Consider the following 18,586-nt stretch of genomic DNA (forward strand, 5'->3'; position numbering starts at 1 on the left):
ATGGCCGGACGAACGTCCGCGTCTTTGCCGGACACTTCCGAGCACGACAGGAGCCACCCTTCATGGACGCAGTGACCACTCCGCCCGCACCGGTCAACGAGCCGGTCCTCGATTACGCACCCGGAAGTCCGGAGCGCGCCTCGCTCGAACTCGCCCTCGTGCAGATCGGCGGCGAGCAGGTCGAGCTGCCCCACACCATCGGTGGCAGGCGAATCATGGGCGGTGGCAAGGCGATTGCCGTCCGTCAGCCGCACGCCCACAAGAAGGTGCTCGGCACCCTCAAGAACGCGACCGTGGCCGACGCGGAGGCGGCGGTGCAGGCGGCCAAGGACGCCGCTCCGGGTTGGCGGGAGCTGAGCTTCGACGACCGCGCAGCGATCCTGCTCAAGGCTGCCGACCTGCTGGCCGGCCCGTACCGCTCCCGCATGAATGCAGCGACCATGCTGGGGCAGAGCAAGACCTGCTACCAGGCCGAGATCGACGCCGCCTGCGAACTGATCGACTTCTGGCGTTTCAACGTCCACTTCGCCCGACAGATCCTCGCCGAGCAGCCGCCGGCCAACGCGCGCGGCGTGTGGAACCGCACCGACCATCGTCCGCTCGAGGGCTTCGTCTACGCGATCACGCCGTTCAACTTCACCGCGATCGCCGGCAACCTGCCGACCGCTCCTGCGTTGATGGGCAACACGGTCGTCTGGAAGCCGAGCCCGACGCAGAACCGCGCCGCGCAGCTGACGATGGAACTGCTCGAAGAGGCCGGCATGCCCCCGGGTGTGATCAACCTGGTCACCGGCGACGGACTCAACCTGAGCAAGGTCGCACTGGCCGACCGCGACCTCGCAGGTATCCACTTCACCGGATCCACGCCGACCTTCCAGCACCTGTGGAGCCAGGTCGGTGCCAACCTGTCCGACTACCGCACCTACCCGCGCCTGGTGGGGGAGACCGGCGGCAAGGACTTCATTTTGGCCCACCCGTCCGCCGACCCGGACGTGTTGCGGACCGCGATGATCCGTGGCGCTTTCGAGTACCAGGGCCAGAAGTGCTCGGCCGCCAGCCGCGCGTACGTGCCGGCGAGCCTGTGGAAGAAGATCAAGGCCGACCTCGTCTCGATCACCGACTCGCTCACCCAGGGCGATGTCACCGGCTTCTCCAACTTCATGGGTGCGGTCATCGACGAGCGTGCGTTCGCCAAGCACAAGGACGCCATCGACATGGCACATGCGCACAAGGACATCAAGGTGCTGGCCGGCGGCACCTACGACGACTCGGTCGGCTACTTCGTGCGCCCGACCGTGCTGGAGATCGGCGACGCCGACAACGAGATGTTCTCCACCGAGTACTTCGGTCCGATCCTCGCGGTGCACGTCTACCCCGACCGCCAGTTCGACATGGTGCTCGACCAGATGGAGTCGGTCGCGCCGTACGCGCTCACCGGTTCGATCATCGCCACCGACCGGGTGGTGATCGCGGACGCCACCCGCCGTCTGCGGTTCGCTGCTGGCAACTTCTACATCAACGACAAGCCGACCGGCGCCGTCGTCGGCCAGCAGCCGTTCGGCGGGGGCCGTGCATCGGGCACCAACGACAAGGCCGGCTCACCCGCGAACCTGATGCGCTGGACGAGCCCGCGCTCCATCAAGGAGACGTTCGTGGCGCCGACCTCCTACGAGTACCCGCATATGGGCTGACCTGCAGCACAACATGCGCAGTCCTGGGCCCGGAGGTTCGGCGGGCACACCCGATCACTGCACCTGCAGGGGACTTTCGCCTTCCGGGTGAACACCACCGAAGCCAGCGTGGTGCTCAACTCCAATTGACAACAACGCGAGTCGGTCTGGGAACCAACGTGATTCCCAGACCGATCTGTCTACGCTCAGTTGCCGGCGAGGTATTCGGTGCCGATGCGTTCTTCCTGCTCTAGTGCGTGGATGAAGGACGGCGCGGCGGCTTTTTCAATCTTGCCGCCGATGATCGGGATGCCGCCCTTGAGGTCTCCGTCGACGTCCAGTCGGGTCTGTGTGTCCGACACCGGGGTCAACGTCACCGTGCCCTTCATCGACGCCGGCGTGCCCTTCACGTCGACCGCCAGGTCGGCGACCCGCGAACCGTCGTCGCCGGCGAGACCCCAGGTCTGGGTCTCGACCACCGTGATGGTGTTGCCGACCATCGCCCTGATGTTCTCGGGAAACGCATCGGTGGGCAGCACCCGGGCAACGGTGATGAGGTGTCCTCCGTCGGCGGTCTGGGCGAGTTCGACCGTGCCGCCGTCGGTGCTGGTCGCCGCCGATTTGCGTCGCTGATAGGCCTCGTCGGTCACCATCGCGTACACGTCGGCCACGGGGGCGGGGTAGGTCCAGGAACGCTTGATCTTCATGCGCGCAGCGTATCGAGCACCCTGCGGTGCAGGACGCGTTCGGCGACACTCAGTCGCGCCTGTCGGGTGTCGGCTGCTCCACCACCCCCCGGCAGCAGTTCGCGTACCTGCTCCACGTGATCCTGCAGCACCTCGGCGAGCCCGCGCAGCACATCGGTCAACTCCTGTCCGGTGGCGCGCGACGCCTCGCCGGGTACCTCGTCCACGACAGTCTGCAGCGTTGCGGCACAACGGCGCAGGTCGTACGCGGCCGACGCCAGCGCGGCCGGATCGACACTCGAACCTGCGCGCGGACGGAAGGGTCCGGTGGGTGCCAAGCCGTCACTCAGACGCAGTTGCACGGCCGACCCGCCGACCAGCCAGTCGTGCCACGCCAGTAGCGCTTCGGCGACATGTTCGATGGCCTGCCCGATCGTCGCCGTGGCTGTGTCGGTGGCGGTCTCGACCCGCACCGACAACAGCTGTGGAACCGTCGCCGCGAGTCTGCGAAGGGCGTCGTCGCGGACCTGGGTCGAGGAAGGCATGCGGGCCAGGCTAACCCGCCCAACCCGACTGTGGCGTACTTCACAGGGGCGATACAGTCGACGGGCGGCACACAACGACGTGCGCCGTCACGCTACGCACCCATGAGGTTTGTTGGCTTTGTCTGCTGACTTGTCCGGTCACCACCGGCAGGAAGTCCTGCGCGAGAGCGCTTCGCACGACTGCGGCGACGGGGGTGCACCGACCCGCTCACGGAGCGTTACTTCCGGCACGTCGCCGACGAGGACATCAACGCCCTGGGATCGGCGAATCTTCACGGCTTCCTGCACGCGCATCAGCAACTGGCCAAGCAGCGTCCGCCGGGTCGAGCCAACATCCAGGTGTTGCACCCCAACAAGGACGCCGACGGCTGGAGCTCGTCGTACGCGGTCCTGCAGATCGTCACCGACGACATGCCGTTCCTGGTCGATTCGGTCACCGCGGCGCTCGCTCGTCTGGGTCGCCGCGTCCACCTGCTGATCCACCCGCAGCTCTGGGTGGAGCGGGACGCCTACGGCGAACTGCGCGAGATCCTCGACACCGATGACCAGCCCCAGCACCGTTCGGGCGCGGCCGATCCCATCGCCGAGTCGTGGATGAACCTGCAGATCGATCTGGCCGCCGACGAGTCCGGCGACGCCGACCTGATCGCTGTTCTCCACGAGGTGCTCGACGACGTCCGCGACGCCGTCACCGACTGGGAACGCATGCGCGCACAGTGCGATGTCATCATCCGCGACCTGGAGGCCGACCCGCCGAGTTCGGTCGGCAAGGACATCGTGGAGCGCACCCAAGGTTTCCTGCGGTGGCTCGCCGACGAACACTTCACCTTCCTCGGTTACCGCGAGTACGTTTTGGACGAGGTCGACGGCGAGGACGTCCTGCGCGGCGTCGCCGGTAGCGGCCTCGGTCTGTTGCGCTACGACGCCCCGGCGTCCGAGGCGTTCTCGCGCCTCACCCCGCACGCGCGACGCACTGCCCGCGACCCGCACCTGTTGACGGTCACCAAGGCGAACTCCCGCTCCACGGTGCACCGGCCCGTCTACCTCGACTACAGCGGCCTGCGCACCTTCGACGCTGCCGGCAATGTCATCGGTGAGCGCCGCTTTCTCGGGCTGTTCTCCTCCAGCGCCTATGTCGAGTCGGTGCGTCGCGTGCCGATCCTGCGCGAGCGGGTGGCTGCGGTCGTGGCCAACTCCGGGTACGCCCCCGACAGCCACTCCGGCAAGGACCTCATGCAGGTGCTGGAGACCTACCCGCGTGACGAGTTGTTCCAGATCCGCACCGAGGAACTGAAGTCCATCGCGAGCCAGGTCATGCGCGTCCACGAGCGACGCACCCCGGCGGTGCTGCGCCGCGACGACGAGTTCGGCCGATTCGCCAGCGTCGTCGTCTACATCCCGCGCGACCGCTACAACACCCGTGTACGGCTGGCGATGTCGAACATCCTCAAGCGCACCTTCGACGCCACGGCGATCGACTACACGACCCACGTGACCGACGCCGAGATGGCACGCATCCATTTCGTCGTCCGTGTCGAACCCGGCACCGGTGTGCCGCAGGTCGATGACGAGGCACTGCGCGAGGAACTGCTGCGCTCCACCCAGACGTGGTCCGAGCAGCTCGGAATGCATGCCCGCGACGAAGACGGTGAGGACGCGTCCGCGCGGGTGATGTCGTTGTACGCCAACGCTTTTCCCGAGGCGTACAAGGAGGACTTCGGTCCGCGTCAGGGCGTCGCCGACCTGCGCCACATCGAGTCGCTGAAGGACGGCGACGACACCAGTCTGACGCTCTACCGCGATCCTTCCGGTGACGCGCGGGAGCGCCGGTTCAAGCTGTTCCGCCGCAACGGGGTGCTGCTGTCGGACGTCATGCCGATCTTCACCGATCTCGGCGTCCGGGTCACCGACGAGCGTCCGTACTCGATGAACCGAGCCGACGGCGAACTCATCCACATCTACGACTTCGGCCTACGCGCCGATGACGCGGACGTGTGGGGCACCGATGCCGAACTCGCTCAGGTGCGCGAGCGCTTCCAGGACGCGTTCGCGGCGGTGTGGAACAAGCACAGCGAGTCCGACGGGCTCAATGCGCTTGTGTTGCGAGGTGGTTTGACCGCCCGGCAGGTGACGGTGCTTCGTGCGATCGCCCGTTACATGCGCCAGGTCGGCCTGCCGTTCAGCCAGGAGTACGTCGAGCAGGCGTTGGTCACCAACGTCGAACTCACCCGCGATCTCATCGCGTTGTTCGACGCCCGGTTCGACCCGACCGCCGAGCAGGACCGTGAAGCCGCTCAGGCCGAGGTGAACGAGCGCATCGACGCCGGGCTCACCCAGGTCGCCAGCCTCGACCAGGACCGCATCCTGCGTTCCTTCCGCGGAGCGATCATGGCGATCCTGCGCACCAACGCCTTCCAGGACGGCGGACACCGTCCGGTGATCAGCTTCAAGATCGACTGTGCGTCGGTACCCGGCATGCCGCACCCGCGGCCGATGTTCGAGATCTGGGTCTACAGTCCGCGCGTCGAAGGCGTGCACCTGCGCTTCGGCAAGGTCGCCCGTGGCGGTCTGCGCTGGAGCGACCGGCGCGAGGACTTCCGCACCGAGGTGCTCGGGCTGGTCAAGGCGCAGATGGTCAAGAACGCGGTCATCGTCCCGACCGGTTCCAAGGGCGGCTTCTACGCCAAGCAGTTGCCGAGCCCGAGCGACCGCGATGCGTGGATGGCCGAGGGCATCGAGTCCTACAAACTGTTCATCGGCGGGCTGCTCGATCTGACCGACAACCTCCTCGACGGTGAGGTCGTGCCCCCGCAGGACATCGTCCGTCACGACCCGGATGACACCTACCTCGTGGTCGCGGCCGACAAGGGCACCGCATCCTTCTCCGACATCGCCAACGGCGTCGCGCACGAGCGTGGGTTCTGGCTGGACGACGCGTTCGCGTCCGGTGGCTCGGCGGGCTACGACCACAAAGGCATGGGCATCACCGCCCGAGGCGCGTGGGAGTCGGTCAAGCGGCATTTCCGCGAGATGGGCCACGACACGCAGACGCAGGACTTCACGGTCGTCGGCGTCGGCGACATGAGCGGCGACGTGTTCGGCAACGGCATGCTCCTGTCGGAGCACATCCGGTTGGTGGCCGCGTTCGACCACCGGCACATCTTCCTCGACCCCGACCCGGACGCTGCGACCTCGTACGCCGAGCGCCGTCGGTTGTTCGACCTGGCGCGTTCGTCGTGGGAGGACTACGACAGCTCGCTGATCAGCGCGGGTGGAGGGGTGTACCCGCGAACGGCCAAGTCGATCCCGCTGACCGACGAGGTGCGCGAGCGCCTCGGCATCGACGAGGGCATCACCGAGATGGCGCCGTCCGACCTGATGAACGCCATCCTCAAGGCGCCCGTCGACCTGTTCTGGAACGGCGGCATCGGCACGTACATCAAGGCGAGTACCGAGTCGAACTCCAGGATCGGCGACCGTGCGAACGACACGATCCGGGTCGACGGAAAGCAGATGCGCGTCAAGGTCATCGGTGAGGGCGGCAACCTCGGCGCCAGCCAGCTCGGACGCATCGAGGCCGCGCGAAACGGCGTCCGCGTGAATACCGACGCGATCGACAACTCCGCCGGCGTCGACACCTCCGACCACGAGGTCAACATCAAGATCCTGCTGACCGACCTGGTCAAGCGTGGTCAGTTCGATCTCGAGGAGCGCAACGAGATCCTGTCCTCGATGACCGACGAGGTCGCTCACCAGGTGCTGCGTGACAACTACGAGCAGAACACTCTGCTCGGCAACGCGCGCGCCCAGACCGGTGTGATGGTCACCGTCCACCAGCGTCTGATCAAGTGGCTCGAGGCACGCAAGGAACTCGACCGCGGCCTGGAGTTCCTGCCGAGCGATGAGGAGATCGAGCGCCGTCTCGAGGACGAGGGTGGTTTGACCTCGCCGGAGTTCTCGGTGCTGGTCGCCTACGCCAAGCTCGCGCTGAAGAACGACCTCACCGGCAGCGACCTCACCGACGACCCGTGGTTCACCCGGACCCTCCGCGAGTACTTCCCGCAGCGGGTCCGCGACAGCTTCGGGGACGCTATCGCGCAGCACCCGCTACGTCGCGAGATCGTCATCAACTCCGTCGTCAACTCGATGATCAACCGGGGCGGCATCACGTTCGCGTTCCGGGTGATGGAGGAGACGCAGGCCTCGGCCCCACAGATCGCTCGGGCGTACGTCGTGGCCCGCGAGGTCTTCGACCTGACCGGCTTCGTGGCCCAGGTGGAGGCGCTGGACAACATCGCCTCGACCGATGCCCAGACGACGCTGTACCTGGAGTTCCGCCGGTTGCTCGACCGTGCGGTTCGCTGGTTGCTCAACAACCGGCCGACGGCGCTCGATGTCGGCAGCGAGATCGACCGGTTCTCGGCCGACGTGACCGCGCTCGCGCCGAAGGTGCCCGATCTGTTGCGCGGTACCGAGCGCAAGCGGTGGGAGACCAACAAGGCGTCGTTGGTGGACCAGGGCATTCCGGACGAACTGGCCGGCCGTGCTGCCGCGCTGCTCGACCTGTTCTCGATGCTCGACATCACCGAACTCGCGGTCAACAGCGACCACGACATCGAGACGGTTGCCGGTGCGTACTTTGCGGTGTCCGAGCGGGTAGGGATCGACACCATGCTCGGTGCGGTCTCGGCACTGCCGCGCGAGGACCGCTGGGACTCCTTGGCTCGTGGCGCGATCCGCGACGACCTGTACCTGGTGCTGGAGTCGTTCACCGCGGCTGTCCTGGCCGGCACGCCGGACTCGGCGGCTCCGGCCGACCGTGTCGCGAGCTGGCTGGAGCAGAACCCCGACTCGGTCGGTAGGGCCCTCGCCTCGCTGGACGCGATCAAGACGCTGCCGCACCCGGGGCTCGCCCCATTGTCGGTAGCGCTGCGGACGCTGCGCGGGGCGATCCGTAGCGGCACCGCCAGCTGAGCCGATCACGTCACCGGGCCCGGGAACGCCGTCGCGTCCCGGGGCTCGGCCGTACCGGGGTCATCCACCGCATAGGCTCCCGCCGTGCCCACATTGAGCGACGTGCTGAGCCGGCACGAGGTGACCGCGGCCGATTCGGACTGGCTGCACCGTCTCGTCGGTGACTGGCAGCTGATCGCAGACCTGTCGTTCGCCGATCTGGTCCTCTGGGTGCAGTCGCAGGCGGGGGAGTGGTTCGCCGCGGCGCATGCCCGTCCGACCACCGGCGTCGGCGTCTTCACCGAGGACCTCGTCGGTCAGCCGGTGGCGGTGCCTCGAGCCCGGATGGTCCAGGCCGCACGGGATCAGCAGGAGATCGTCCGAGCCGGCCAGACCGTCTGGCGCGACGACATGCCGATCCGCGAGGAGGCGATCCCGGTTGTCCGCGACGGACGTGTGGTCGCGGTGCTCACCCGGCACACCAATCTCGCCTCGATGCGCACGCCGAGCCGACTCGAGGTCACCTACCTGGCGACCGCCGACGCGCTCGCCCGGATGATCGCTGCCGGTACCTTTCCGCAACACGAGCCGGCCACCCACGTCCGGCGCGGCACCCCGCGGGTGGGCGACGGGGTGCTGCGCCTGGACGTCGACGGCCTGGTCACCTACGCCAGCCCGAATGCGGTGTCTGCGGTGCACCGCCTCGGGTACGAAGCCGATGTCATCGGGATGCCGCTGGCCTCGGCCGTCTACGACCTGCTGCCCGCGCGTTCACCGGCCGACGAGGACCTCACCCAGGTGCTGCGCGGACGCGTCGCGCACCGCGGTGAGGTACGCACCCGGTCGGCGAGCGTGATGGTTCGTTCCATTCCGTTGCAGGAGAACGGTCGTCGCATCGGTGCCGTGCTTCTTGTGCGCGATGTGAGTGAGCTGCGTCGTCGTGAGCGTGAACTCGCCACCAAGGACGTCACGATCCGCGAGATCCATCACCGGGTGAAGAACAATCTGCAGACCGTCGCCGCTGTGCTTCGACTCCAGGCACGGCGGGTCGACGATCCGGCCGGCCGCGCAGCCTTGGACGACGCGGTCCGTCGGGTGGCGACGATCGCCTCGGTGCACGAGACGCTCTCGTCCCGGCTGGACGACCACCTGGATTTCGACGAGGTGGCGCAGCGCGGAGTGCAGGCAGCCCTCGACCTGGGCAACCGCTCGGGCATGCGGGTCAGCGGCGCGATCGACGGCAGCTTCGGGACGCTGTGTTCCGAGGACGCGACCTCGATCGCGATGGTGCTCGCCGAACTCGTCCAGAACGCCGTCGAGCACGGCCTCGCGCAGCAGGACGGTCACGTGCAGGTGACAGTGCGTCGGAAGCAGACTCGTGACGGCGACCTGTTGCGGGTGGAGGTGGCCGACGACGGTGCCGGGTTACCGGACGATTTCGCGCCGGGCAGCGGCGGACTCGGGGTGCAGATCGTCCGGTCGCTGGTCGCCGACCTGAGCGGCGACATCGACTGGGAACGGACAGAAAACGGCACCGCCGTGAAGTTCACGGCGGTGCTGCGGGATATCCCGGTGGAGCGTTGACTTCGGCGGACTCAGCCTGCGCGTTCAGCCGGTACGTTCAACCGGCACGGCGGGCGCGTGCATTGCGCCGCTTCATGGCGCGTCGTTCGTCCTCCGACAGTCCACCCCAGACGCCGGCGTCCTGCCCGCTCTCGATGGCCCACTTCAGACAAGTGTCGATGACCTCGCAGCGTCGACAGACAGCCTTGGCGTCCTCGATCTGCTGCAAGGCAGGGCCCGTGTTCCCGATGGGGAAGAAAAGCTCCGGGTCCTCTTCCAGGCATGCAGCGCGGTCGCGCCAATCCATAGTCGTCCTGCTCCTTGAGTAGATGTTCCCGGTGCCGGGCCATGCGTCGTGCGCGTGAAACCGACGGGGCACCCATCGTTCGTCGGTTCGTTTCGAGTGGCTACGCTGTGGTTGGGCGTGCCGACTGTCTAGGCTCACAGATGCTGGCTGTGTTGCACAAGGGGTTTGACCGAATCTTTTCCTTTCGAAGGTGAGTCCTTGGTCACACCACGCCCTCGACCTGCCCCGTAACTCGCGCTTTTCAGCGTTTCACCTGTTCTGTCCGTGCCCCGGAGGAAGGATGCCGTGTGTCCGATCAGACATCTTCACCGCTGCGCGAGGCGACCCCGGGAGTGACCACCCCATGGCGGGTGGCCGCCGCCCTCATGGTCGTGCAGGCAGTGGCTCTGTTCGGGGTGGGAATCTGGTCGGGGTTCGACGGCGGCTCAGCGCGTTCGTGGTCGTTCGCTGCAACGCTGGTGGTGCTCGCCGGATGTGTCGCCGCCCTCGCCTGGCTACTGAACGCGGGACGGTCCGCGGCGCGCACGCCGACCCTATTGTGGAACGCGCTGCTCCTGCCGATCGGCTTCACGGTCGGTGACGGCGGGGCTCCATGGGCCGGATGGCTGATCATCGCCGTCGCCGTCCTCACCTTCGTCGCCACCGTTCTTGCGCGCCCGCACGAAGTCGCCGCGCGCGACGGCCAGGACTGATCCACCGGATCCAGGCGCCCGCCTCGTAGGGTTCAGTCATGCGAAGGTTCTGGGCCGTGTTGGCCGTACTCCTCTGGTCGGCAGCGGTCGTGTTCCTGCCCGTCTCGAGCGCGAGCGCTGCAGGCGGGGAGCGAATCCTGTCGTTCACCGCCGACTACGACGTGCAGCCGAATGGCTCGGCCGAGGTGACAGAGACGATCAGGTACCAGTTCGCCGGCGACCAGTCGCATGGCATCAAGCGATCGATCATCACCTCGCAGGGCTACGACCCCGAGCCCGACAAGTACCGCGTCTACCCGATGACCGACGTCCGGGTGAGCAGCCCGACCGGCGCACCGGACGATGTCGACCTGTCCGACTTCGGTGCGATGACCGTCATCCGGGTCGGATCCGCCGACGAGACGGTCCGTGGCACCCACACCTACATCGTGAAGTACAAGCTCGGTTCCGTCGTCAACAAGCAACCCGACGGGACCGTCGAACTCTATTGGAACGCAACAGGATCCCAGACCGGAGTGCCCACCGACGAGGTGCGGGTCTCGGTCACCGGGCCGGCCGCCGTCACGAACGCGGTGTGTTACTACGGAGTCACGAAGACGTCCGACAAGTGTGAATCGTCCGCCGGGCAGAAGGCCACGTTCAGCGCCTCGTCCCTCCAGCCGTTTCAGCAGGTGACGATCGGAGCAGCGTTCCCTGCGGCGCCTTTCACCAGCACCGCACCCGATCTCGAACAAGGCACGGTCGACGATTCCAAGGGCGGCGCTGAAAACTCGTCGCTGACCCCGCAGCAGCAGGACACGCTGCGAGCGGTGGGTTCCGGTGCGGCGGTGGGTCTGCCGGCCCTGGCTGCGGCGGTCATGGGTCTGGCCGTCTGGAAGCGGGGCCGCGACGAGCGCTATGCCGCTGTTGCGCCCGGGCTCGAACCGGCGGACGGCCAGGACGACTCGGTGGTCCGGGGCGGGCGCCGCACCGTGGTGGTGCAGTTCCAGCCGCCGGCCGGTGTGCGCCCTGGACTCATGGGCACGGTGATCGATGAAGAAGCCGGCACCGTCGACGTCTCGGCCACGGTGGTCGACCTCGCGGTGCGCGGCTTCTTACGGATGGAGGAGGTCGAGCGCGGCGGTCTGTTCACCAAGAACGACTGGCAGCTCACCCTTCTCGACCCGCCGGACGGCGAACAACTGCTGCCGTACGAGGAGACCTTGCTCTATGGGCTGTTCCAACTGGGTTCGCCGGTCCTGCTGTCGCAACTGCGTAACCACTTCAAGTCCACGCTGACCAAGGCGCAGAGCCAGATGTACACCGAGGTCGTGCAGCGCGGCTGGTTCCGGCGATCGCCGGAGGCGGTTCGCACCGGTTTCCAGATGGGCGGCATGGCCCTCATCGGGGCGGCGTTCTTCGGATTCTTCCTGCTCCCGGGCATCAGCGCAGCCGCCATCGGCCTGCCGATCGGGCTGGCGATCGCAGGCGTCATCGTCATGCTGATGGGCCGCAAGATGGCATCGCGTACCGCTCGCGGCTCGGCGGTCACCGACCAGTCGCTCGGTTTCCGCGAGTACCTCGTCACCGCCGAGGCGCAGCAGATCAAGTTCGACGAGGCGGAGCAGATCTTCAGCCGGTACATGCCGTACGCCGTCGTCTTCGGTATCGCCCAGCAGTGGGCCGACAAGTTCGCCCAGGTGGCGCGAGCGGCCGAAGCCGCGGGCCGGCCGCTGGTCATGCCGATGTGGTACATCCCGCTGGGCGGCGGTTTCGGTGACTTCGGCAGCATCGCCGGCGGGATCGACGACTTCGGCACCGTCTCGGCCGGCACCTTCGTGTCCACCCCCGGATCCTCGGGTGGATCGGCGTTCGGTGGTGGAGGCTTTTCCGGAGGTGGCGGGTTCTCCGGCGGCGGTGGGGGCGGTGGAGGCACCGGAAGCTGGTGATCCCGATACACCCGACGGGAATTGGTTCGCGTCCGGCGCCGTTACACCGTTAGGCTGGCCAAGCCTTACAACTCCACAGCGTGACGTGCTCGCCGGTGTCACCCCTGAACTTTCAGGTGTGCCACCACACGAACTCGGGGGTGATCGGTTTCGACGTTGATCGCCGACGAGGGAGAAGCGGGTCGAGGAGGCACGGTTATCTCGTAAACGCTCCGTGCAAAACCAATAGGTGCCAACAACAAGCGCACCGACTTCGCCCTCGCCGCCTGAGCGAGCCTCGAAGTCCGTCAGCCTGAGTTAGTTCTCGCCTCAGTGTCTGGCGTCAGCTAGAGAACTTGCTGCGTCGTCATGTCGAGGGACGACGCGGGACTCTTACTCGACTGGGCCTGTCAGGGAACGTGTGCGCGCGAGCCCTGGGGCCGAGAAAATCCACAGCGCACTGCACCCGGAGAAGTCCCTTCTCGCGGTGAGCGGACGCGGGTTCGATTCCCGCCACCTCCACCACCACCGAATGGGCACGTCACGCTGTGGAGTCGGCCCAGCCCCAACTCACCTGCACCTGTTCGGCGACCTCGATCTCGCCGGGTGCGAACGAGCCCGCCTTGGCCATCGCCATGGTCTGCCCCTTATATATTTCCGGGCGGTCCGCGGGCATCACAGTGGTCACCGAACGCACCTCACCCAGGGTTCGTCCGGACCTCTGAGCGAGGGCTCGTGCTTGCTCCACGGCGTCGTCGTACGCGGCGGCGCGAGCGGCCGCAGCAGCCGTCGACGTGTCGTGCGCGAACACCTCGACGCCCTCCACACGGAACGCGTCACCCAGCTGTGCGCCGAGCGTCTCGAGCAGCTCTCCGGCCTGTTCGACGTTCTCTGCGACTGCTGAAAAGCGTTGTCGTGCAACGTATCCCACGACCTTCTGGCGCTCACCCCACTGGACGTCGACCGAGAGTCCGGTGGTCTGGATGGACCGCTCGGCGATGCCGGCTCCGCGCAGTCCGGCACGCAACGTCCGGGCGTTCTCCGACGACCGGGTGAGTGCTTCGGCGGCACCGGCCGCGAACTGCTCGACTGCGATCCGGAGGCGGACGCGGTCGGCCGCGGTGCTCACGGTGGACGACCCGATGACGGTGATTCCGCTCTGTGTCTGTCGCATGAACCCACCCTGACACGTGACCCCGTCCGCACGGCAGGCGTGGACACGGTAAGAAAGGAGTCATGACTGCGATGCCTTCCGTCTCCAACTCGATCACCGTCCGACTCGAGGTGCCCGGCCGGGCCACCGCGATCAGTGAGTTGACCGGCGCGATCGAGCGCACGGGCGGCCTCATCACCGGCCTCGACATCACCTCGTCCGACGCCGAGAGCATCAAGATCGACGTCACCGTCGCCGCGCGCGACGGCGACCACGCGAACGAGATCGTCGAGGCCATGCGTACCGTCGCCGGCGTCGTCGTCCACAAGGTCAGCGACCGCACCTTCCTGGCGCACCTGGGCGGCAAGATCGAGATCAAGTCCAAGCACCCGATCCGTAACCGTGACGACCTGTCGATGGTCTACACCCCGGGCGTCGCACGCGTCTGCATGGCGATCCACGACAACCCCGAGGACGCCCGCCGCCTGACCATCAAGCGCAACACGATCGCGGTGGTCACCGACGGCACCGCAGTCCTCGGGCTCGGCGACATCGGCCCGCTCGCGGCCATGCCGGTCATGGAAGGAAAGGCGGCGCTGTTCAAGCGGTTCGCCGACATCGACGCGTTCCCGATCTGCCTCGACACCAAGGACACCGAGGAGATCATCGCCACGGTGAAGGCCATCGCGCCGGTCTTCGCGGGGATCAACCTCGAGGACATCTCCGCCCCGCGCTGCTTCGACATCGAGCGCCGCCTGCGCGACGAACTCGACATTCCGGTCTTCCACGACGATCAGCACGGCACCGCGATCGTCGTGCTCGCCGCACTGCGCAACGCGCTGCGCGTGGTCGGCAAGGAGCTCAAGGACGTCAAGGTCGTTCAGTCCGGAGCCGGCGCGGCCGGTACGGCGATCACCCGACTGCTGCTCGCCGCCGGCGCCACCCACGTCGTGGTGTCCGACATCAAGGGGGTCGTCTCCCGCGACCGTGAGGACATCGTCGAGGGCAAGGACCCGTTCCTGCGCTGGGTCGCCGACCACACCAACCCCGACGGCATCTCGGGCACGCTGCGCGACTCGCTGCGCGACGCGGACGTGTTCATCGGGGTCTCCGGGCCCAACATCCTCACCGGTGACGACATCGCGACCATGAACGAGGACGCGATCGTCTTCGCGCTCGCCAACCCGATGCCCGAGGTCGATCCGACCGCCGCCGCTCAGCACGCGACCGTGGTGGCGACCGGCCGCAGCGACTTCGCGAACCAGATCAACAATGTCTTGGTGTTCCCGGGTGTGTTCCGCGGCCTGCTCGACGCAGTAGCGGACGGCATCGACGACAACATCATGCTGGCTGCGGCCGAAGCGCTCGCCGACGTCGTCAGCCCCGACGAACTCAACCCGGCCTACATCATCCCGTCGGTGTTCCAGCCCGACATCTCGATGGTCGTGGCCCGCGCCGTCGAGAAGGCTGCCCGCGCCGAACTCGAAGGGGAGCGGCACAGCACCAAGCAGGACGAGCCGTTCGAGGACTGACCGACGTTCGGGCGAGGTAGCGCGAAATGCACGAGGGAACTGCGTAGGCGCAGTTCCCTCGTGCACTTCCAGGTGTCTCGCGGCGAGGAGCGCCACGGTGTGCCCGACGTCACCGCCCAGCAACCCCTGCGTGGTCGGAAGTTCGCGCGGGAGCCGTTAGACTGGGGGAATCCATTTTCGCGGTCTTGCGTTCATCTGTGTGAATTTTCTTGTGGGCGCCGAGATCTGAGGCACCCGGATCACCCCATCCACAGCGTGGCGAATACGCCTGAAACGCAGTCACTTTCGGCCGACAATCGGCCCTTGTAGGGGTTCTCTTGCGGTGCCCGTAACCCGACAAGAGGTACTGCACGATGACGCCCAAGAAGAACGACGGAACCAAGAAGGCCCGCTGGAGCCGTAGCCAGAAGGTCGAGGCCAAGCGCGGCGAAGTTCGTCGCACGTCCGCCGAACGCGGCAAGCCCGCCCGCCGCGAGGACCGTCCGGAGCGTTCCGGCGCTCGCCGGTTCGACCGCGACGACCGCCGGTCCTTCGACCGCCGCGACGACCGAAACAATGACCGGAGCAACGACCGTGGTGGGTACCAGGGTCGCTCCGAAAACCGTGAGGGTCGCTCGTACGACCGGCGTGACGACCGTCCGCAGGGTAACCGCGGCGGCTATCAGGGCCGCGATGACCGTCGTTCGTTCGAGCGGCGTGACGACCGTCCGCAGGGTAACCGCGGCGGCTATCGGGGCCGCGATGACCGTCGTTCGTTCGAGCGGCGTGACGACCGTCCGCAGGGTAACCGCGGCGGCTATCAGGGCCGCGATGACCGTCGTTCGTTCGACCGTCGTGACGACCGCCCTCAGGGGAACCGCAGCAACGACCGTGGCAGCTACCAGGGCGGACGTTCCTTCGACCGTCGCGACGACCGCAACAGTGACCGCACGAGTGACCGGGGCGGCTACCAGCGTCGTGACGACCGTTCGCAGGGCGACCGCGGTGGCTACCAGGACCGCGATGAGCGTCGTTCGTTCGACCGTGCTCAGGCTGACCGCAGCAACGACCGTGGTGGCTACCAGGGCGGACGTTCCTTCGACCGCCGTGACGACCGTCCCCGCGGTGGCTCCGACAACCGCTCCGAAAACCGCTCCGAAAACCGTGGTCAGCGTCGCTGGGACCGCGATGGCGGACGCGATGGTGGACGCGACTTCGGCCGCCGCGACGACCGCGGCTTCCGTCGTGACGACCGTCCGCAGGGCAACCGTGGTGGCTACCAGGGCCGCGATGACCGTCGTTCGTTCGATCGCCGGGACGACCGTCCCCGTTTCGAAGAGACCGAGAAGCCCGCAGGTCACCTCGAGGAACTCGAGCCGACCAACGAGGCGTTCGGCTGGTCCGAGCGCAACGAGGTCGACGAGGTCACCACGACCGAGCCGATCGAGTTGGAGGGCAATGGCTTTGCCGATCTCGGTCTTCCCGAGTTGCTGGTCGCGCGCTTGGCCCGTGACGGCATCACCCAGCCGTTCCCCATCCAGACCGCGTCCATCCCGGACGCCCTCGCCGGGCGCGACGTCCTCGGCCGTGGCCGTACCGGCTCCGGCAAGACGCTCGCGTTCGGTCTGCCGACGCTGACCCGTCTGGCCAAGGGCGGCAAGGCGCGCGCACACCAGCCGCGTTCGGTCATCCTCGTCCCGACCCGTGAGCTCGCCATGCAGGTAAGTGATGCGTTGCAGCCGCTGGTGCACGTCATCGGCCTGCGCCACAAGCTGGTTGCCGGCGGGATGCCCTACGAGCCGCAGTTGTCGGCTCTCGAGCGCGGCGTCGACGTCCTCATCGCCACCCCGGGTCGTCTGAAGGACCTCATCGAGCGCGGCGCCGCCGACCTGTCCCGCGTCGAGATCACGATCCTCGACGAGGCCGACCACATGGCGGAGATGGGCTTCCTCGAAGCGATCGAGGAGATCCTCGACCTGGTGCCGGCCGACGGCCAGCGCCTGATGTTCTCGGCCACCCTCGACCGCGGCATCGACGGTGTGGTCGAGAAGTACCTCACCGATCCGGCGGAGCACTCGACGGACGACGGCACCGCGACCGTCACCACGATGGCGCACCACGCGCTGCTGATCGAGCCCAAGGACAAGAAGATCGTCACCGCCGAGGTCGTCAACCGACCCGGACGCACGGTCGTCTTCGCCCGCACCAAGCTCGGTGCCGACCGCATCGCCTCCGAACTGCGCGAGTGCGGCGTCGTCGCAGCTGCCTTGCACGGCGGCCTCAACCAGAGCCAGCGCAACCGCGCACTGTCGGCCTTCCGCGACGGACGCCTGCCGGTTCTCGTCGCCACCGACGTCGCAGCTCGCGGCATCCACGTCGACGACGTGGGCGTCGTCCTGCAGGTCGACCCGCCGGCCGACCACAAGGACTACCTGCACCGTTCCGGGCGTACCGCTCGCGCCGGTGAGCAGGGTGTCGTGGTGTCCTTGGTGCTGCCGCACCAGCGCCGTACCGTCGAGCGTCTGCTCGACCAGGCGGGAGTCGACACCGAACTGAAGAAGACCCGTCCGGGCGACGAGGTCATCGCGGCCACCGGGGGCAGCACCCCGCAGGGTGCACCGGTGAGCGACGACGACCTGCAGCAGGTGTTGCAGCCAGGTCGCGGTGGACGCGGCCAGGGTCGTGGACGCGGTTACGCCGGTGGTGGCCACCGGGGTGGTCCGCGCCGTGGCGGCGGGGGCGGCGGCTACCGCGGTGACCGCGAGGGTCGTGGCGGCCGTGACGGTGGACGTCGTCCGCGTTACTGAGTCATAGCGGGACTGTGCAAACCGTGGTTTGAAACGTCCTGGTGGTGCAAACCGCGGCCGATCGGCCGCGGTTTGCACATCTGGGGGGTCTGATCCGCGGTTTGAGCAGTTCTGGCTCGGCGACATCGCATCCGCGCCGGGGCAGTCGTCCACGGGAGGATCGGCTCGCGTCAGAATGGGACGGTGGACAACCTCACCGGACGACTGCTGGTCGCAGTCCCGCGCGAAGAACAGGACGTCGCCGACGACGACCTGTTCGACCGCTCGGTGGTGTTGCTGCTCAACCACAGCAGCGAGGGTGCCCACGGCATTGTGCTGAACCGCCCGCTCGAAGCCGTCGTGGACGCCGTCCTGCCGGGTTGGCAGGAGCACGTCACCGACCCGGACCACCTCTTTCAGGGCGGTCCGCTCGGACTCGATTCCGCGCTCGGGCTCGTCTCGATGCCCGGTGGCGGGGAGTCGCTCGGTCTGAAGAGACTGTTCCGTGGAGTCGGGTTGGTCGACCTGGACGCCCCGCCCTCGGTCGTGCTTCCCGAGATCGCGGCACTGCGTATCTATGCGGGTCATTCCGGTTGGGGTCCGGGCCAATTGGAGACCGAGATCCGCGAAGGTCACTGGTTCGTGGTGGACGCCGAAGCTGCCGACGCCTTCTCCGAATCGCCCCTGCGTCTGTGGGAGGACGTGCTGCGTCGAGTCGGGGGAGTCGCCGCCTGGTCGATCACCTTCCCGGACGACCCGACGATGAACTGACCCGGTTCACGGGGTCGAGCGGTACATCGACCCGGCGATCCG

Annotated in this window: 12 protein-coding genes and 1 other RNA gene; 9 read left to right on the forward strand and 4 right to left on the reverse strand. The window is 67.4% G+C overall.

The window, feature by feature from the left end:
• Positions 1 to 62: 62 nt before the first annotated feature.
• Positions 63 to 1,691 (forward strand): L-glutamate gamma-semialdehyde dehydrogenase, encoded by a 1,629-nt coding sequence (gene pruA / locus MF407_RS03875; RefSeq protein WP_239701385.1) that lies wholly within the window; start codon positions 63 to 65, stop codon positions 1,689 to 1,691.
• 185 nt (positions 1,692 to 1,876) lie between these two features.
• On the opposite strand, the gene MF407_RS03880 is transcribed toward pruA, so the two are convergent.
• Positions 1,877 to 2,377, reverse strand: coding sequence for a DUF2505 domain-containing protein (locus tag MF407_RS03880; RefSeq protein ID WP_239701386.1), 501 nt, complete (start codon positions 2,375 to 2,377; stop codon positions 1,877 to 1,879).
• Positions 2,374 to 2,901, reverse strand: a complete 528-nt coding sequence (locus MF407_RS03885; protein ID WP_239701387.1) for a hypothetical protein — start codon at positions 2,899 to 2,901, stop codon at positions 2,374 to 2,376. Before MF407_RS03885 ends, MF407_RS03880 begins: the two co-directional genes overlap by 4 nt.
• 255 nt (positions 2,902 to 3,156) lie before the next feature.
• Between MF407_RS03885 and MF407_RS03890 the strand changes: the two genes are divergently transcribed.
• Together MF407_RS03890 and MF407_RS03895 are read left to right on the forward strand one after the other, a co-directional pair.
• Positions 3,157 to 7,875 carry an NAD-glutamate dehydrogenase gene (locus MF407_RS03890; protein ID WP_345770879.1) on the forward strand — a complete coding sequence of 1,573 codons (4,719 nt, stop codon included), beginning with the start codon at positions 3,157 to 3,159 and terminating at the stop codon, positions 7,873 to 7,875.
• An 84-nt stretch (positions 7,876 to 7,959) separates the two neighbouring features.
• Positions 7,960 to 9,438 carry a histidine kinase N-terminal domain-containing protein gene (locus MF407_RS03895; protein ID WP_141929000.1) on the forward strand — a complete coding sequence of 493 codons (1,479 nt, stop codon included), beginning with the start codon at positions 7,960 to 7,962 and terminating at the stop codon, positions 9,436 to 9,438.
• A gap of 37 nt (positions 9,439 to 9,475) precedes the next feature.
• Here the strand turns inward: MF407_RS03895 and MF407_RS03900 are convergent, their stop codons facing one another.
• Positions 9,476 to 9,724 (reverse strand): WhiB family transcriptional regulator, encoded by a 249-nt coding sequence (locus MF407_RS03900; protein WP_115922524.1) that lies wholly within the window; start codon positions 9,722 to 9,724, stop codon positions 9,476 to 9,478.
• Positions 9,725 to 10,011: 287 nt separating this feature from the next.
• Here MF407_RS03900 and MF407_RS03905 point away from each other — a divergent pair, with 287 nt between their 5' ends.
• The 3 genes from MF407_RS03905 to ssrA all read left to right on the forward strand — a co-directional run bounded on the left by MF407_RS03905 (position 10,012) and on the right by ssrA (position 12,848).
• Complete coding sequence (locus MF407_RS03905) at positions 10,012 to 10,416, forward strand: hypothetical protein (RefSeq protein WP_129625747.1); 405 nt, start codon at positions 10,012 to 10,014, stop codon at positions 10,414 to 10,416.
• A 56-nt stretch (positions 10,417 to 10,472) separates the two neighbouring features.
• The gene (locus MF407_RS03910; RefSeq protein ID WP_239701389.1) at positions 10,473 to 12,344 is read left to right on the forward strand and encodes a DUF2207 domain-containing protein; all 1,872 of its coding nucleotides are present in this window, start codon (positions 10,473 to 10,475) and stop codon (positions 12,342 to 12,344) included.
• A 136-nt stretch (positions 12,345 to 12,480) separates the two neighbouring features.
• Positions 12,481 to 12,848: a transfer-messenger RNA gene (gene ssrA, locus MF407_RS03915) on the forward strand.
• Between the two features lie 16 nt (positions 12,849 to 12,864).
• On the opposite strand, the gene MF407_RS03920 is transcribed toward ssrA, so the two are convergent.
• Positions 12,865 to 13,497 (reverse strand): SIMPL domain-containing protein, encoded by a 633-nt coding sequence (locus MF407_RS03920; protein WP_129625745.1) that lies wholly within the window; start codon positions 13,495 to 13,497, stop codon positions 12,865 to 12,867.
• A 62-nt stretch (positions 13,498 to 13,559) separates the two neighbouring features.
• Between MF407_RS03920 and MF407_RS03925 the strand changes: the two genes are divergently transcribed.
• The 3 genes from MF407_RS03925 (at position 13,560) to MF407_RS03935 (ending at position 18,544) form a co-directional block, all read left to right on the forward strand.
• On the forward strand, positions 13,560 to 15,008 hold the full coding sequence (locus MF407_RS03925) for an NAD-dependent malic enzyme (RefSeq protein ID WP_141928996.1): 1,449 nt from the start codon (positions 13,560 to 13,562) through the stop codon (positions 15,006 to 15,008).
• A 353-nt stretch (positions 15,009 to 15,361) separates the two neighbouring features.
• Positions 15,362 to 17,794 carry a DEAD/DEAH box helicase gene (locus MF407_RS03930; protein ID WP_239701390.1) on the forward strand — a complete coding sequence of 811 codons (2,433 nt, stop codon included), beginning with the start codon at positions 15,362 to 15,364 and terminating at the stop codon, positions 17,792 to 17,794.
• 183 nt (positions 17,795 to 17,977) lie between these two features.
• Positions 17,978 to 18,544, forward strand: a complete 567-nt coding sequence (locus MF407_RS03935) for a YqgE/AlgH family protein (protein WP_141928994.1) — start codon at positions 17,978 to 17,980, stop codon at positions 18,542 to 18,544.
• Positions 18,545 to 18,586: the final 42 nt, after the last annotated feature.

It is taken from the genome of Yimella sp. NH-Cas1, assembly GCF_022359705.1.
In the GTDB taxonomy this organism is placed as follows: Bacteria; Actinomycetota; Actinomycetes; order Actinomycetales; family Dermatophilaceae; genus Yimella; species Yimella lutea.

Excerpts from the sequence above, each read along its gene's own strand:
- pruA (WP_239701385.1), top strand. The coding sequence starts at position 63 with ATGGACGCAGTGACCACTCCGCCCGCACCGGTCAACGAGCCGGTCCTC.
- MF407_RS03880 (WP_239701386.1), bottom strand. The coding sequence starts at position 2,377 with ATGAAGATCAAGCGTTCCTGGACCTACCCCGCCCCCGTGGCCGACGTG.
- MF407_RS03885 (WP_239701387.1), bottom strand. The coding sequence starts at position 2,901 with ATGCCTTCCTCGACCCAGGTCCGCGACGACGCCCTTCGCAGACTCGCG.
- MF407_RS03900 (WP_115922524.1), bottom strand. The coding sequence starts at position 9,724 with ATGGATTGGCGCGACCGCGCTGCATGCCTGGAAGAGGACCCGGAGCTT.
- MF407_RS03920 (WP_129625745.1), bottom strand. The coding sequence starts at position 13,497 with ATGCGACAGACACAGAGCGGAATCACCGTCATCGGGTCGTCCACCGTG.
- MF407_RS03925 (WP_141928996.1), top strand. The coding sequence starts at position 13,560 with ATGACTGCGATGCCTTCCGTCTCCAACTCGATCACCGTCCGACTCGAG.
- MF407_RS03930 (WP_239701390.1), top strand. The coding sequence starts at position 15,362 with ATGACGCCCAAGAAGAACGACGGAACCAAGAAGGCCCGCTGGAGCCGT.